Consider the following 12,241-nt stretch of genomic DNA (forward strand, 5'->3'; position numbering starts at 1 on the left):
GCGCACGGTGCCCGTGCGGCGCAGTCGACCTACACTGGGAGCATGGCGCGTTTCCTGATCGTCGGCGGTTTCCTGGCTGTCATCTTCTGGGTGTTCAGCATCGTCGACGTGGCCGCCCAGCCGGCGTCGCGCCACCGGGGCGTGTCCAAGAGCATCTGGGTGCTGATCGTCGTGCTGCTGCCGGTGGTCGGGGGCATCCTGTGGTTCGCGCTGGGGCGTCGCCGCAAGGGCGATACTCACACGACCTATCCGCTCGCACCCGATGACGATCCCGAGGTGCTGCGCCGGATGAGCACGGCGGAGTCCGATGCCCGCATCCGCAAGCTGGAAGAGGAGCTCGCCCGCCTCGATGACGAGGCCGACGGCGCGGATCCGCGGTCGTGACGACGTCGCCCGCGAGCGACGCGGCGGCCGCACTGCTGGCAGAGCTCGTCGGCAACGGCGTGCGCGATCTCGTGCTCGCACCGGGCTCTCGTTCGCAGGCGCTCGCGCTTGCGGCGACCTCGCTCGCCCGCAGCGGCGCGGTGCGTGTGCACGTGCGCATCGATGAACGCGTCGCCGGGTTCACAGCCCTTGGCCTCGCGCGCGAGACCGGTGCGCCCGCGGCGATCGTGTGCACCTCGGGCACGGCCGCGGGCAACCTGCTGCCGGCGACCATGGAGGCTTTCCACGCGGGGGTTCCGCTACTGCTGCTGACCGCGGACCGCCCGCCCGAGCTGCGCGGGGTCGGCGCGAATCAGGCCAGCATCCAGCCCGGCATCTTCGGACCGTTCGTGCGTCTGCAGATCGATGCTCCGGTGCCCGAGGGCGCGGGACTCCCGACGGCGTGGGACGGGCTCGGCGCGCAGGCCGTTCGCGCCGCACTCGGTCTCGAGGGCGAGGGGCTCGTCGGCGTCGCCGGACCCGTGCACCTGAATCTTCCCGCCCGCGAGCCGCTGTCCGCACCGCGCGAGGTGACCGCCGCCGCCGGCGAACTGCCGCGCCGTGATGCATCGACGCCCGTCGAGCTGGCGCGTGGTCCGCGCACCGTGGTGATCGCGGGAGCGGACGCTGGTTCGGATGCCGAAGAGCTGTCGCACGCGGGAGGCTGGCCGCTCATTGCGGAGATCGTCAGCGGCGCGCGTTTCGGACGCCTCATCGTGCACGGTTACCGTGAGCTGCTGCGGGACGAGTCCCTCGGCGGCCGCATCGAGCGGGCCGTGGTCTTCGGGCATCCGACGCTCAGCCGTGAGGTGACGGCGCTGCTCAGCCGCACCGATGTGGACGTTCTCGCGGTGCGTCGCGGAGGCGAGGCGCTCGACCTCAACGGGTGCACCACAGCGGTGGATGCCCTGACCGTCGCGGACGGTGCCGCAGACCGACAGTGGCTGGGTGCGTGGATGGCTGCCTCGCAGGCCGCGGTCGTCGACCTGAGTGCACCCGCGCCGGATCAGGACGGCCTGTACTCCGCAGACAAGGCCGCGCGGCTCGGCGCCGTGCGCGCCGAGCTCGATGTCGTGCGCAAGCGCGTCGATCGCGAGATGCTGGTGGATGCCGCGTGGCGCGCGACGTGGCCGCACGACCGACTGGTGTTCGGGTCTTCGCGGCTGGTGCGCGTGGCCGATCAGGTGCTCGGGGGCAAGAAGGTCCCGGTGCACGCGAACCGCGGTCTTGCGGGGATCGACGGCACCATCTCGACCGGTATCGGCATCGCGCTCGCCAGCCAGGCCGAGGGCTCTCCGGGCGTGACCCGGGTTCTGCTCGGCGATCTCGCGTTCCTGCACGATGTCGGAGCCCTGCTGCTGCCGGGCGATGAACCGGCCCCACGGATCCAGGTGATCGTCGGCAATGATGGCGGCGGCACGATCTTCGACGGACTCGAGGTCGCGGCGGCCGCCGCCGCGGAGGATCTGGATCGGGCGTTCTACACACCGCACACAGCGAATCTGCGGGCCGTCGCGGAGGCGTACGGCTGGGAGTTCGCGCACGTCAGCACGCGCTCCTCGCTCGAGCAGGCCCTGACCTCGCCGGTCCCCGGCCCTCAGCTGATCGAGATCCCGCTCGAGCGCTGAGCCTGCGCGAGCGCTGAGCCTGCGCGACGTCAGTCGAGCCGCTGCGTGATCTCGCCGAGGTCGGCTGAGGCGTAGCGATCCTCCTGCGGGCCCTGGTCGCCGTCGTAGAGGTCGGTCTTCTGCGGTGCGATCGCCAGCGCCTCAACGGGCGAGGTGTCACTGAGCACCTCATCCAGACCCTGCAGCGCGCTGAACCGGCGGGCCTGCGTGACGACGTTGCGATCGAGCGAGCCCGCGAAGCGGTTGTACGCGTCGACGGTGGAGTTCAGGCTCTTCCCGAGTTTCGCGAGGTGCTGCCCGAGTGTGCCGAGGCGCTTGTGCAGCTCCTTGCCCACGGTGAAGATCTGCTGTGCCTCCTGCGCGAGCTGATCCTGCCGCCAGGCATGTCCGACCGTGCGCAGCAGCGCGATCAGCGTCGACGGGGTGGCGATCACGACGTTGCGCTCGAAGGCGTACTCGTACAGCGTGGCATCCTGATCGAGAGCGGCGGCGAGGAACGGCTCAGCGGGAACGAACATCACTACGAACTCGGGGGAGCCGGCGACGACGTCCCAGTACTCTTTCGCACCGAGGTCGTCGATGTGCTTGCGCAGGTGCCGGGCGTGCGCCTGCAGGCGCTGCGTGCGCACCGTGTCGTCGGTCGCCTCCATCGCCTCGAGGTAGCCGCTGAAGGCCACCTTCGAGTCGACCACGACGCGCTTGTCTCCGGCCAGGTGCACGATCAGGTCGGGGCGCAGCGCCCCTTCATGGGTGGTGTGATGCAGCTGCTCGTCGAAGTCGACATGGTTGACCATGCCGGACGCCTCGACAACGCGTCGCAGCTGCAGCTCGCCCCACCGACCGCGCACCTGCGGCGCGCGCAGCGCGTTCACCAGGTTGCGGGTCTCGGAGCCGAGCGTCTCGGACGACTGGCGCATGAACTGCAGCTGCTCGCTGAGCGCGGCGTTCGCCTCGAGTCGCGATCTCTCGGCCGTCGTCATCTCGGTCTTGACCGTGTCGAGCGTCTTCTGGATCGGCTCGATCAGCTGCTGTACGGCGTCCTGTCGCTTCTGCAGCTCGGCCGCTCCCTCGCTGTGACTGCGCTTCAGGCGCTCCTCGGCCTGCTGCAGGAACGCCTTCGTGTTCTGTTCCAGCGCCTTGCGGCTGAGGGCGTCGAACTGGTCGGCGAGGCGCTTCTGATCCGCGCGCAGCTCTTCCAGCCGGTCGGCCGCCCGGCGGCGCTCGGCCGCGACATCGGCGTCGGCCTCGTCGCGGACCTCGGCGAGCCGGCGGACATGCTCGGCGCGCTCGTGCTCCAGCCGGGACTGCGCCTCGGCCCTGGCATCCGCAACCGCCGCTTCGCCCTGCTGCCTCGCCTCGGCCACCCGTCGCTCGGCGAGGGCCCGCTCGTCCTGCACACGCGATGCGATCTCGGCGCGCAGCGCCACGGCATCCCGGTCCAGCGACTGGATGCGCAGCTGTGCTGCCTCCGCGGCCGCTCGCTGCGCGGCGTCCGACGCCCGCCCGCGCTGCGTGCCCAGCACGAACCCGAGCCCGCCGGCCAGGACTGCGGCCAGCACGGCGACCACGATGATGAGAATCGATGCGTCCATGGCTCCGATTGTGTCGCAGGCCACCGACACTTCGACTATGCGGGCATGATGTGTTCATGTCGAAGCATGAGTGGGAGCAGGACCCGGCCGAGCTGCTGCGGGTCGGCGAGGACTTCGCGCTGAAGGAGGTGGACGCGGATGCGACGCCGGGCTTCTCGGGCGACAAGGAGGACGGCGAGGAGGAGCTGCTCCGGCGCGAGGAGGTGCTCGACGATCTTCAGGAGCGGCTGTTCGCCAGCCGGCACGAAGGCGGTCCGGCCGTGCTGCTCGTGCTGCAGGCGATGGACACGGCGGGCAAGGGCGGGATCGTCCGCCACGTCGTCGGCGGCGTAGATCCGCAGGGTGTCGAACTCGCGGCGTTCAAGGCGCCGACACCCCAGGAGCTCGAGCACGACTTCCTGTGGCGCGTCGAGAAGCGCCTTCCGCGGCCGGGCTTCATCGGCGTCTTCGACCGCTCCCACTACGAGGACGTCCTCATCGGCCGGGTTCGCGAGCTCGCGGACGCCGCCGAGATCGAGCGCCGGTACGAGGCGATCGTCGAATTCGAGCGCCGCATCACGGCATCCGGGATCCGCATCGTCAAGGTGATGCTGCACATCTCGCGTGACGAGCAGAAGGCGCGGCTGATGGAGCGCCTGGAGCGTCCGGACAAGTACTGGAAGTACAACCCCGGTGACGTCGACGAGCGGATGCTGTGGGACGGCTACATGGCCGCGTATCAGACCGTCCTCGAACGCACCGCGACACCTGATGCGCCCTGGTACGTCGTGCCGGCCAACGCCAAGTGGTACGCGCGGCTGGCCGTGCAGGAGCTGCTCATCGACGTGCTGCAGGACATCGATCCGCAGTGGCCAGAGGCCGGCTTCGACGTCGAAGCCGAGAAGAAGCGTCTCGAAGCGAGCTGACGCAGACCTGCTCGCCGCCGACACCCCCAGTTCCCGCCCACACCCCTGGGTATGCGCGCCTGCACCCGCCCCGGGTGTGTCGGCGATACGTAGGGGTCTCGACGGTTCGACGGGGCGGGCGGGTCGACAGGGCGCGCGGGGCGCGGAGCCGCTCAGCGCGGCTTGCGTGCGCGGTGCAGGGCGACGATGCCGAAGCTGAGGTTGCGGTATTCCACGCCGGTCCAGCCAGCCTCGCGGATCCAGGCCGCGAGGGTGCGCTGATCGGGCCAGTCGCGGATCGACTCGTTCAGGTAGTCGTAGGCGTCGCCGTTGGTGCCCGCCAGGCGGGCGACCTTCGGCAGGATCTGCGCGTTGTAGAAGCGATACAGCCCGCGGAACACCTTGCCAGGCGGGGTGGAGAACTCGTTGATCACCAGGCGTCCACCCGGTTTGGTCACCCGGAGCAGCTCGGCGATCGCCTTCTTCGGATCCTGCACGTTGCGCAGGCCGTAGGACATCGTCACGGCGTCGAACTCGTCGTCTGCGAAGGGCAGGTCGGTGGCATCCGCCTCGACGAAGGCGATGTTCGGCAGGTGGCCGTGCCGACGCCGGCCCTCAGCCAGCATGCCGGGGGAGAAGTCCGCCGCGACGACGTGCGCTCCGCTTCCCGCGAGGGAGGCGGAGGACGACGCCGTGCCCGCCGCCAGATCCAGGATGCGCTCGCCGCGCTTCGGCGCGACCGCTCGGGTCGTCGCCGCGCGCCACAGCGCATCGTTGCCGAACGTCATCACCGTGTTCGTCCGGTCGTACCCGGCCGCGACCTGGTCGAACATGCCGCTCACGTGCGAGGGGTCTTTACCGAGGTCGGCGCGGTTCGACGAGGTCATGTGTCGATCCTAGGCGGATGCCGTGGCCGTAGACTCCCCGAGTGGATGCACATCGACCCGAGCCCGGAACCGTGATGACCATGCAGTGGCGCAAGTGGGACGGCTCGCCGCACTGGCGCAGCGAGTGCATCTACCTGGGGACGGATCAGTGGGGCGACTGGCTGGGCCAGCGCACCGGCTGGACCAGCACGCGTCCCGGCTACGAGTTCACAGCCGAGACCCCCAACGTCACGCTGATCCCCCGCGGGCGTTCGGACTACGCCCTGACGGTGCACCGCGACCACCCCCGTGCGCTGCGGATCTACATCGACTTGGCGTGGGAAGTGCGATGGGACGATCCGATGCTGGTCACCGGCATCGACATGGATCTCGACGTCGTGCGGCGTCTGAACGAGCAGGGCACTTACGTCGACGACCGCGACGAGTGGGCGGAGCACAGCATCCGCTACGGCTACCCGGCCGATGTGATGACGCATCTCGAAACCCTCACCCTTGAGCTCGAGCAGCAGGTCCGCTCCCAGCATCCGCCGTTCGACGACACGACGGTGAACAGCTGGCTCGACCACCTCGACGCCGTGTCGGTCCCTGAAACCTCGGGCCAGTAGGCTGGAGGCGTGAGCAGCATCCGCCTGGTCGCGCAGACCCGCGAGATTCCAACCGTCGACGATCTGCTGGTCCACACGTCCGCCGCCCGGCCCCTGGCATGGCTGCGCCGCGGCGAGGGGATCGTGGCCGCAGGCGACGGGATGGCAGCATCCATCCGCATCCCGGCGGGACGCGACGGCAAGCGCAGCGACATCATCGCCGACCTGTGGCGCGGGATCGCCGCCGACGCCGAGATCGACGACCCGGTCGACCTTCCCGGCACAGGTCTGGTCGCCTTCGGGGCGCTCGTGTTCGACGAGGGCTCGCACGCCGACAGCGTCCTCACCGTCCCGCAGACGATCATCGGCCGCCGGGGCGGCCGGAGCTGGATCACCCGCATCCGCACCGCGGACGCCGAATTCGCGCCCGTACCGGATGCGACCGCGTTCGCCCCGCACTGGGCAGGGCGCGTCGGGCCGGGCGCACAGACCCCGCAGGGGTATCAGGACGCGGTGCGCCTCGCGCTCGACGAGATCGCCGACGGAGCGTACAGCAAGGTCGTGCTGGCGCGTGATCTCACCGGCACCATCCCCGGGGACGCGGATCTGCGTCGCCTGGTGCGGGCCCTCGCCACGGGCTACCCCGACACCTGGACCTTCGCCGTCGACGGGCTGATCGGCGCGAGCCCTGAGACGCTGGTCACCGCGCACGAGCGGACGGTGACAGCGCGCGTTCTCGCCGGCACCGCGGCGCGCGGCGCCGACCCGGAGGAGGATGCCGCGGCATCCGCCGCACTGGCCGCCAGCGCGAAGGACGTCGCAGAGCACGACTTCGCCGTGCAGAGCGTGCTCGCCTCACTGCGTCCGCACACCCGCGCACTCGAGGCCAGCGGCGATCCGTTCATCCTCGAGCTGCCGAACCTGTTCCACCTCGCAACCGACGTCGAGGGCGATCTCACCGATGGTGCCTCCTCCCTCGATCTGGTCGGCGCGCTTCATCCTACGGCCGCCGTCGCCGGCACGCCGACCGACGTCGCGGTCGCCGCGATCAGTCGGATCGAGCCCTTCGACCGCGGGCGATACGCGGGACCGGTCGGCTGGATCGACGCGACCGGCGACGGGGAATGGGCGATCGCCCTGCGCTGCGCCCAGTTCGCCGACGCCCCGGAGGACGAGTCCGGCGCTCGCCGCGTCACCGCCTACGCCGGTGCGGGCATCGTCGCCGGCAGCGAGCCGGAGTCCGAGCTGCTGGAGACGCGCGTGAAGTTCCGACCGCTCATCGACGCACTCGCGTGACCGCTCGTCGTATGCGGCGGGAGCGCCGCCGCACGCAGGTAGGCTGGACTACGTGACTTCGAGCCCCGCTTCTCCGGGCACGCGCCTTGCGAGCCGACTCGGCTTCAGCGACCGCGTCTTTCTCGGTCCCGCCTCCCGCCGTGTCGCCTCGCGCATCGAGGACGGACTCGAGCTCGTCGAGGCCGGGCTCGCCGAGGAGCTCAAGATCGCCGACCCGGTCGCGGATGCCGCGGCGCGCTACCTCTACGAGGCGGGCGGCAAGCGCATCCGACCCGTGCTCGCGCTGCTGACCGCTCAGCTCGGCGAGGGCAACATCACCCCGGTGATCGATGTCGCCAAGGCGCTCGAGCTCACCCACCTCGGCTCGCTCTACCACGACGACGTCATGGACGGCGCCGACACCCGCCGTGGAGTTCCCGCCGCGCACGCGGTCTGGGGCAACAACGTCGCCATCCTCACCGGCGACATCCTGTTCTCACGCGCGAGTCAGATCATGTCGCGCTACGGCGACCGGGCGATGCGGCTGCAGGCCGACACGTTCGAGCGGCTGGTGCTCGGGCAGATGCACGAGACCGTCGGCGTACAGCCGGGCGATGACCCGATCGCGTTCTACCTGCAGGTGCTCGCCGACAAGACCGGCTCGCTGATCGCCGCGGCGACCCAGGGTGGCGTGATCTTCTCCAACGCCCCCGCGGAGTACGAAGAGCCCCTTCGCGTCTACGGCGAGAAGGTCGGCGTCGCGTTCCAGCTGCTGGATGACGTCATCGATCTGTCCGCCGACGCCGAGCAGACCGGCAAGGTGCCGGGCACCGATCTCCGGGCCGGCGTTCCCACGATGCCGTCGCTGCTGCTGAAGACCGGGACGAGCGCGGCGGATGCCGACCTCGCCGCGCGCATCGACGACGGCGTCGCCCTCATCTCGGACGGGGCTGATCCGCAGCTGCTCGACGGACCGCTCGCCGAACTGCGCGATCATCGCGCCACCGAGCAGACGATGGACCTCGCCCGCACCTGGACATCCGATGCGATCGCGGCGCTGGCGCCGCTGCCGAAGGGCACGGTCCGCGAGGCGCTGACCCGGTTCGCAGAGACTCTCGCTGATCGCAGCAGCTGACGGAAGGAACCCCATGACGAAGCTCAGGCTGGCCATCGTCGGGGCGGGACCGGCAGGCATCTACGCCGCCGACATCCTGCTCAAGGCCGAGCGCAAGTTCGATGTCGCCATCGACCTGTTCGAACAGCTCCCCGCGCCCTACGGACTGGTCCGCTACGGCGTGGCCCCGGACCACCCCCGCATCAAGGGCATCATCAACGCGCTGCGCGACGTGCTCGATCGGGGAGACATCCGCATCTTCGGCAACGTGCGCTTCGGCGAGGACCTGACCCTCGATGACCTCAAGCGGCACTACAACGCGGTGATCTTCGCCACCGGCGCCGTACGCGACTCGAGCCTCGACATCCCCGGCATCGACGCGGAGGGCTCCCACGGCGCCGCGGAGTACGTCAGCTGGTTCGACGGACACCCCGACGTGCCGCGCGAGTGGCCGCTGGATGCGGAATCGGTCGGCGTCATCGGAAACGGCAACGTCGCCCTCGACGTCGCGCGCATGCTCGCCAAGCACGCCGACGACCTGCTGGTCACCGAGGTGCCGGACAACGTCTACCAGGGGCTGAAGGCCAGTGCGATCACGGACGTGCACGTGTTCGGCCGTCGCGGCCCGGCGCAGGTCAAGTTCACTCCCCTCGAGCTGCGTGAGCTCGGAGAGCTGCGCGATGTCGACATGGTCGTGTACGACGAGGACTTCGACTACGACGAGGCATCGCAGCAGGCCGTCGCGAGCAACAAGCAGGTCATGGTCATGGACCGCGTCATGCAGTCGTGGCGCAAGCTCGATTCGGCGAACAACGCCGGCGGCTCGGCATCGCGTCGCCTGCACATGCACTTCTGGGCGCGCCCCGTCGAGGTGAAGAAGGACGAGAACGGTCGCGTGGCCGCTCTGGTCTACGAGCGCACGAAGTCGGACGGCGCCGGCGGCGCGGTCGGCACGGGCGAGCTGCGCGAGATCCCGATGCAGGGGCTCTACCGCGCGGTCGGCTACTTCGGCTCGCCGCTGCCCGGCGTGCCGTTCGACAAGAAGCACGGCGTCATCCCGAACCGCGAGGGTCAGGTGCTCGAGGCCAAGTCGAATCAGCGCGTGCCCGGCATCTACGCCACCGGGTGGATCAAGCGCGGACCCGTGGGTCTGATCGGGCACACCAAGTCCGACGCGATGGAGACGGTACGCCATCTCATCAATGACCAGGGCTCGTGGTGGCAGCCTGAGGATCCCTCGGACGAGGCGATTCCGGCGCTGCTCGCAGAGCGCGGCGTGGAGTGGACCGACCTGGACGGCTGGCACCGCCTGGACGCGCACGAGATCGAGCTGGGCACGACGCAGGAGCGCGCGCGGGTGAAGGTGGTCCCCCGCGACGAGATGGTGCGCATCTCGCGCGGCGAGTAGCCGCCGCGTCAGGCTGACCTCATGGCGGAGTGGCTTCCCGACATCCTCGGCGCCGGCTTCGAGCAGCAGACGCTGCCGCTCGGAGAGGACACTGAGGGCGAGATCGTCGCGACTGTCGTGCGCGCGCTGCCGGAACGCGCGCCCTGGTGGCGTCGGCTGGTCGGACAGCGACCGCTGGAGGACGTCGACGTGCTCTACGTCCACGGCTGGTCGGACTACTTCTTCCAGAAGAGGCTGGCTCGGTTCTGGACGAGCCGGGGCGCCCGCTTCTACGCCTTGGACCTGCGCAAATACGGCCGCAGCCTGCGGCCGGGACAGACGCCCGGGTACATCACCGATCTCGCCGAGTACGATGCCGACATCGCCGCCGCGCTGGCGGCGCGAGGGGACGCCACCGGTCGCCGCCTGGTGCTGTTCGGCCATTCGACCGGCGGGCTGATCCTCACCCTGTGGGCGTCCCGCCACCCGGAAGAGGCGTCCGCGATCATCCTCAACTCGCCGTGGCTGGAATTCCAGCTCGGCGTCGCGCGCGCCGCGATCGCGCCGATGGTGGAGCTGCGCGCGCGGCTGTGGCCGATGGATGCCGCACCGCAGGTCGATCTGGGGTTCTACAGTCGCGCCCAGCGCGAAGTCGCCGACCCGGAAGATCCTGTGGAGACCGTTCCCGAGTGGCGGCCGGAGCAGGCGATGATCGTGCACGCCGCCTGGCTGCATGCCGTCTTCGCCGGCCACGCGGCGGTCTCGCGGGGCCTGGGGGTGACGACCCCCACGTGCGTCCTGCTCTCGCAGCGATCGGCGATCCCCACCCGGTGGTCGGCGGAGCTCACCCGCGCCGACAGCGTGCTGGTCGTCGACGACATCGCGAAGGCCGCGGTGAAGATCGGCTCATCGGTCACGATCGAGCGGATCGACGGCGCGCTGCACGACGTGTTCCTCTCGCGGCGCGAATCCCGCGAGGACGCATACGCGCGGCTCGAGGGCTGGGTCGCCGGCTGGGCGGCTCAGCAGCGCGTGAAAAGGGTTCAGCGCACCCCGTAGATGGCGCGGCAGGCCTGCTCAGCGGCATCCGCATCGCCCATTTCGAGCGCGGAGGTCAGATCGGCGCAGCCGGCGACGACCTGAGCGGCGTGTTCGGGTGTGATCTCGAACGTTCTCAGCGCGCGGGCGAGAGCCAGGCTCGCCTCATCGACGAGAGCCTGCTGCAGGGCGTTGCCGCTGCGCGCTGCCAGGAAGCCGATGGTCGCGCCGCGCGCCTTCGAACAGGCGACGGAGTCGTGCACCGAGTCCGCGATCACCGCGATGAGCGCTGACACGTCAGTGAGGTCCTGCGGTGTCAGTCGCGGGCAGGAGAGGCGGACGATGATCCCGGCCTGCAGACCGGCGAAGGTGTGCGCTACGGCGACGGATTCCGGCGTGATCGGAGTGACCTCGGTGTACCGGCTGGGGTACATCGTCACGAGCCCGATGCGCTCCAGCCGCTGCAGCGCCTCGCGCACCGGGGTGCGCGAGACAGCGAGTTCGAGCGCGAGTTCGCCGTCACGGATGCGGGCGCCGGGGGCGAGTTCGCCGTTGACGATTCGCTCGCCGATGAGACGGAAAAGGCCTTCGGCCAGCAGCTGCTTGCGCGTTATGACCGGCTGCGCGTGCTCGGTCTGCTGCGTGTCTGTCTGCTGCGCCTCCGTGTGCTGCGCGCGCTCTGCCTGCTGCGCCTCTTGCGGTTCGACGTCGACCATGCTCACTCCCCAATGCGCGCAAACCGCGCCCCCGACTGCCCCATACAGTCGCGCTGCCCCATACAGCTGTATATCGGTAGTCTACCCGCGTCACCCCCTGGGATCTCAAGGACTGCTTGAGTCGGCGGGTGGTTGTGCCCACGGCTCGTCCGTGAGAGTGATCTCCTGCGTCATGTCGATCAGGAACCGGATCACGGTGCTGCGCTCTTCGGCGCTCAAGCGTGCGGCGGCGTGAAAGCGCTTCGCCTGCTGCCGGCCCACGGTGTTCACCGCTGCCTCGTGGGTCTCCGGTGTAATGGAGATCGCCAGTGCCCGGCGGTCTGTGGGGTGCGGGCTGCGGGTGATGTGGTCGGCCCGCTCCAATCGATCCAGCAGCTTCGTCGTCGACGCCGTGGAGATCTGCAGGTGGGCAGCGAGCGCGCCCGGAGTGACCGTCCTGCCGGTGTTGGCGGCGACGATCAGGAAGTGCAGCGCCCTCATGTCGGTCTGGTTGAGCTTCATGTACTGCGCCGACGCGTCGGACAGGCGCTTCTCCGCCTCCCGAAGGCCGCTCAGAGCGGCCATGAGCTCACCGATCTGTGCGACGTCCTCACGGGTCATCGAAGACCGATCGATCAGTTCGCTGCGAGGGTCGCTCGCGTCGACGTCGTACATGTTCGAAAAGGCCGGAGCGCCGCCCTCCGTCGGAGTAGGCATGACAACATGTTAGTCCG

The 12,241-nt window shown here is 69.8% G+C and carries 12 protein-coding genes; 8 read left to right on the top strand and 4 right to left on the bottom strand.

Annotated features, from left to right (window positions below; genetic code table 11):
- The first annotated feature begins 42 nt into the window (after positions 1 to 42).
- Positions 43 to 384 carry a PLDc N-terminal domain-containing protein gene (locus tag ACQUSX_RS12970; RefSeq protein ID WP_428907330.1) on the top strand — a complete coding sequence of 114 codons (342 nt, stop codon included), beginning with the start codon at positions 43 to 45 and terminating at the stop codon, positions 382 to 384.
- Positions 381 to 2,051 carry a 2-succinyl-5-enolpyruvyl-6-hydroxy-3-cyclohexene-1-carboxylic-acid synthase gene (gene menD, locus ACQUSX_RS12975; protein WP_428907331.1) on the top strand — a complete coding sequence of 557 codons (1,671 nt, stop codon included), beginning with the start codon at positions 381 to 383 and terminating at the stop codon, positions 2,049 to 2,051. Before ACQUSX_RS12970 ends, menD begins: the two co-directional genes overlap by 4 nt.
- A 29-nt stretch (positions 2,052 to 2,080) precedes the next feature.
- On the opposite strand, the gene ACQUSX_RS12980 is transcribed toward menD, so the two are convergent.
- Positions 2,081 to 3,643 carry a DNA recombination protein RmuC gene (locus ACQUSX_RS12980; protein ID WP_428907332.1) on the bottom strand — a complete coding sequence of 521 codons (1,563 nt, stop codon included), beginning with the start codon at positions 3,641 to 3,643 and terminating at the stop codon, positions 2,081 to 2,083.
- Positions 3,644 to 3,699: 56 nt separating this feature from the next.
- Here ACQUSX_RS12980 and ACQUSX_RS12985 point away from each other — a divergent pair, with 56 nt between their 5' ends.
- On the top strand, positions 3,700 to 4,548 hold the full coding sequence (locus ACQUSX_RS12985; protein WP_428907333.1) for a PPK2 family polyphosphate kinase: 849 nt from the start codon (positions 3,700 to 3,702) through the stop codon (positions 4,546 to 4,548).
- A 152-nt stretch (positions 4,549 to 4,700) separates the two neighbouring features.
- On the opposite strand, the gene ACQUSX_RS12990 is transcribed toward ACQUSX_RS12985, so the two are convergent.
- Entirely contained in the window at positions 4,701 to 5,414 is a 714-nt protein-coding gene (locus ACQUSX_RS12990) for a class I SAM-dependent methyltransferase (RefSeq protein WP_428907334.1), read from the bottom strand.
- 41 nt (positions 5,415 to 5,455) lie between these two features.
- Here ACQUSX_RS12990 and ACQUSX_RS12995 point away from each other — a divergent pair, with 41 nt between their 5' ends.
- Genes ACQUSX_RS12995 through ACQUSX_RS13015 form a run of 5 tightly spaced genes read left to right on the top strand, consistent with a single transcriptional unit; the run spans position 5,456 to position 10,833 of the window.
- Positions 5,456 to 6,019, top strand: a complete 564-nt coding sequence (locus ACQUSX_RS12995; RefSeq protein ID WP_428907335.1) for a DUF402 domain-containing protein — start codon at positions 5,456 to 5,458, stop codon at positions 6,017 to 6,019.
- Between the two features lie 9 nt (positions 6,020 to 6,028).
- A complete protein-coding gene (locus ACQUSX_RS13000) occupies positions 6,029 to 7,294 on the top strand; it encodes an isochorismate synthase (RefSeq protein ID WP_428907336.1) in 1,266 nt (421 codons plus the stop codon).
- 52 nt (positions 7,295 to 7,346) lie between these two features.
- On the top strand, positions 7,347 to 8,408 hold the full coding sequence (locus tag ACQUSX_RS13005; RefSeq protein WP_428907337.1) for a polyprenyl synthetase family protein: 1,062 nt from the start codon (positions 7,347 to 7,349) through the stop codon (positions 8,406 to 8,408).
- Positions 8,409 to 8,421: 13 nt separating this feature from the next.
- A complete protein-coding gene (locus ACQUSX_RS13010) occupies positions 8,422 to 9,795 on the top strand; it encodes an FAD-dependent oxidoreductase (protein ID WP_428907338.1) in 1,374 nt (457 codons plus the stop codon).
- A 21-nt stretch (positions 9,796 to 9,816) separates the two neighbouring features.
- Positions 9,817 to 10,833: an alpha/beta hydrolase gene (locus tag ACQUSX_RS13015; RefSeq protein WP_428907339.1), complete on the top strand. Its 1,017-nt coding sequence runs from the start codon at positions 9,817 to 9,819 to the stop codon at positions 10,831 to 10,833.
- On the opposite strand, the gene ACQUSX_RS13020 is transcribed toward ACQUSX_RS13015, so the two are convergent.
- Positions 10,818 to 11,528, bottom strand: a complete 711-nt coding sequence (locus tag ACQUSX_RS13020) for a GntR family transcriptional regulator (RefSeq protein WP_428907340.1) — start codon at positions 11,526 to 11,528, stop codon at positions 10,818 to 10,820. The two genes, ACQUSX_RS13015 and ACQUSX_RS13020, sit on opposite strands and share 16 nt — an antisense overlap.
- A gap of 105 nt (positions 11,529 to 11,633) precedes the next feature.
- Positions 11,634 to 12,224 carry a MarR family winged helix-turn-helix transcriptional regulator gene (locus ACQUSX_RS13025; protein ID WP_428907341.1) on the bottom strand — a complete coding sequence of 197 codons (591 nt, stop codon included), beginning with the start codon at positions 12,222 to 12,224 and terminating at the stop codon, positions 11,634 to 11,636.
- Positions 12,225 to 12,241: the final 17 nt, after the last annotated feature.

The organism is Microbacterium alcoholitolerans, from assembly GCF_050408615.1.
Classification (GTDB): domain Bacteria; phylum Actinomycetota; class Actinomycetes; order Actinomycetales; family Microbacteriaceae; genus Microbacterium.

Coding starts and splice junctions, on each gene's coding strand:
- ACQUSX_RS12970 (WP_428907330.1), top strand. CDS start 43: ATGGCGCGTTTCCTGATCGTCGGCGGTTTCCTGGCTGTCATCTTCTGG.
- ACQUSX_RS12980 (WP_428907332.1), bottom strand. CDS start 3,643: ATGGACGCATCGATTCTCATCATCGTGGTCGCCGTGCTGGCCGCAGTC.
- ACQUSX_RS12985 (WP_428907333.1), top strand. CDS start 3,700: ATGTCGAAGCATGAGTGGGAGCAGGACCCGGCCGAGCTGCTGCGGGTC.
- ACQUSX_RS12990 (WP_428907334.1), bottom strand. CDS start 5,414: ATGACCTCGTCGAACCGCGCCGACCTCGGTAAAGACCCCTCGCACGTG.
- ACQUSX_RS13010 (WP_428907338.1), top strand. CDS start 8,422: ATGACGAAGCTCAGGCTGGCCATCGTCGGGGCGGGACCGGCAGGCATC.
- ACQUSX_RS13015 (WP_428907339.1), top strand. CDS start 9,817: ATGGCGGAGTGGCTTCCCGACATCCTCGGCGCCGGCTTCGAGCAGCAG.
- ACQUSX_RS13020 (WP_428907340.1), bottom strand. CDS start 11,528: ATGGTCGACGTCGAACCGCAAGAGGCGCAGCAGGCAGAGCGCGCGCAG.
- ACQUSX_RS13025 (WP_428907341.1), bottom strand. CDS start 12,224: ATGCCTACTCCGACGGAGGGCGGCGCTCCGGCCTTTTCGAACATGTAC.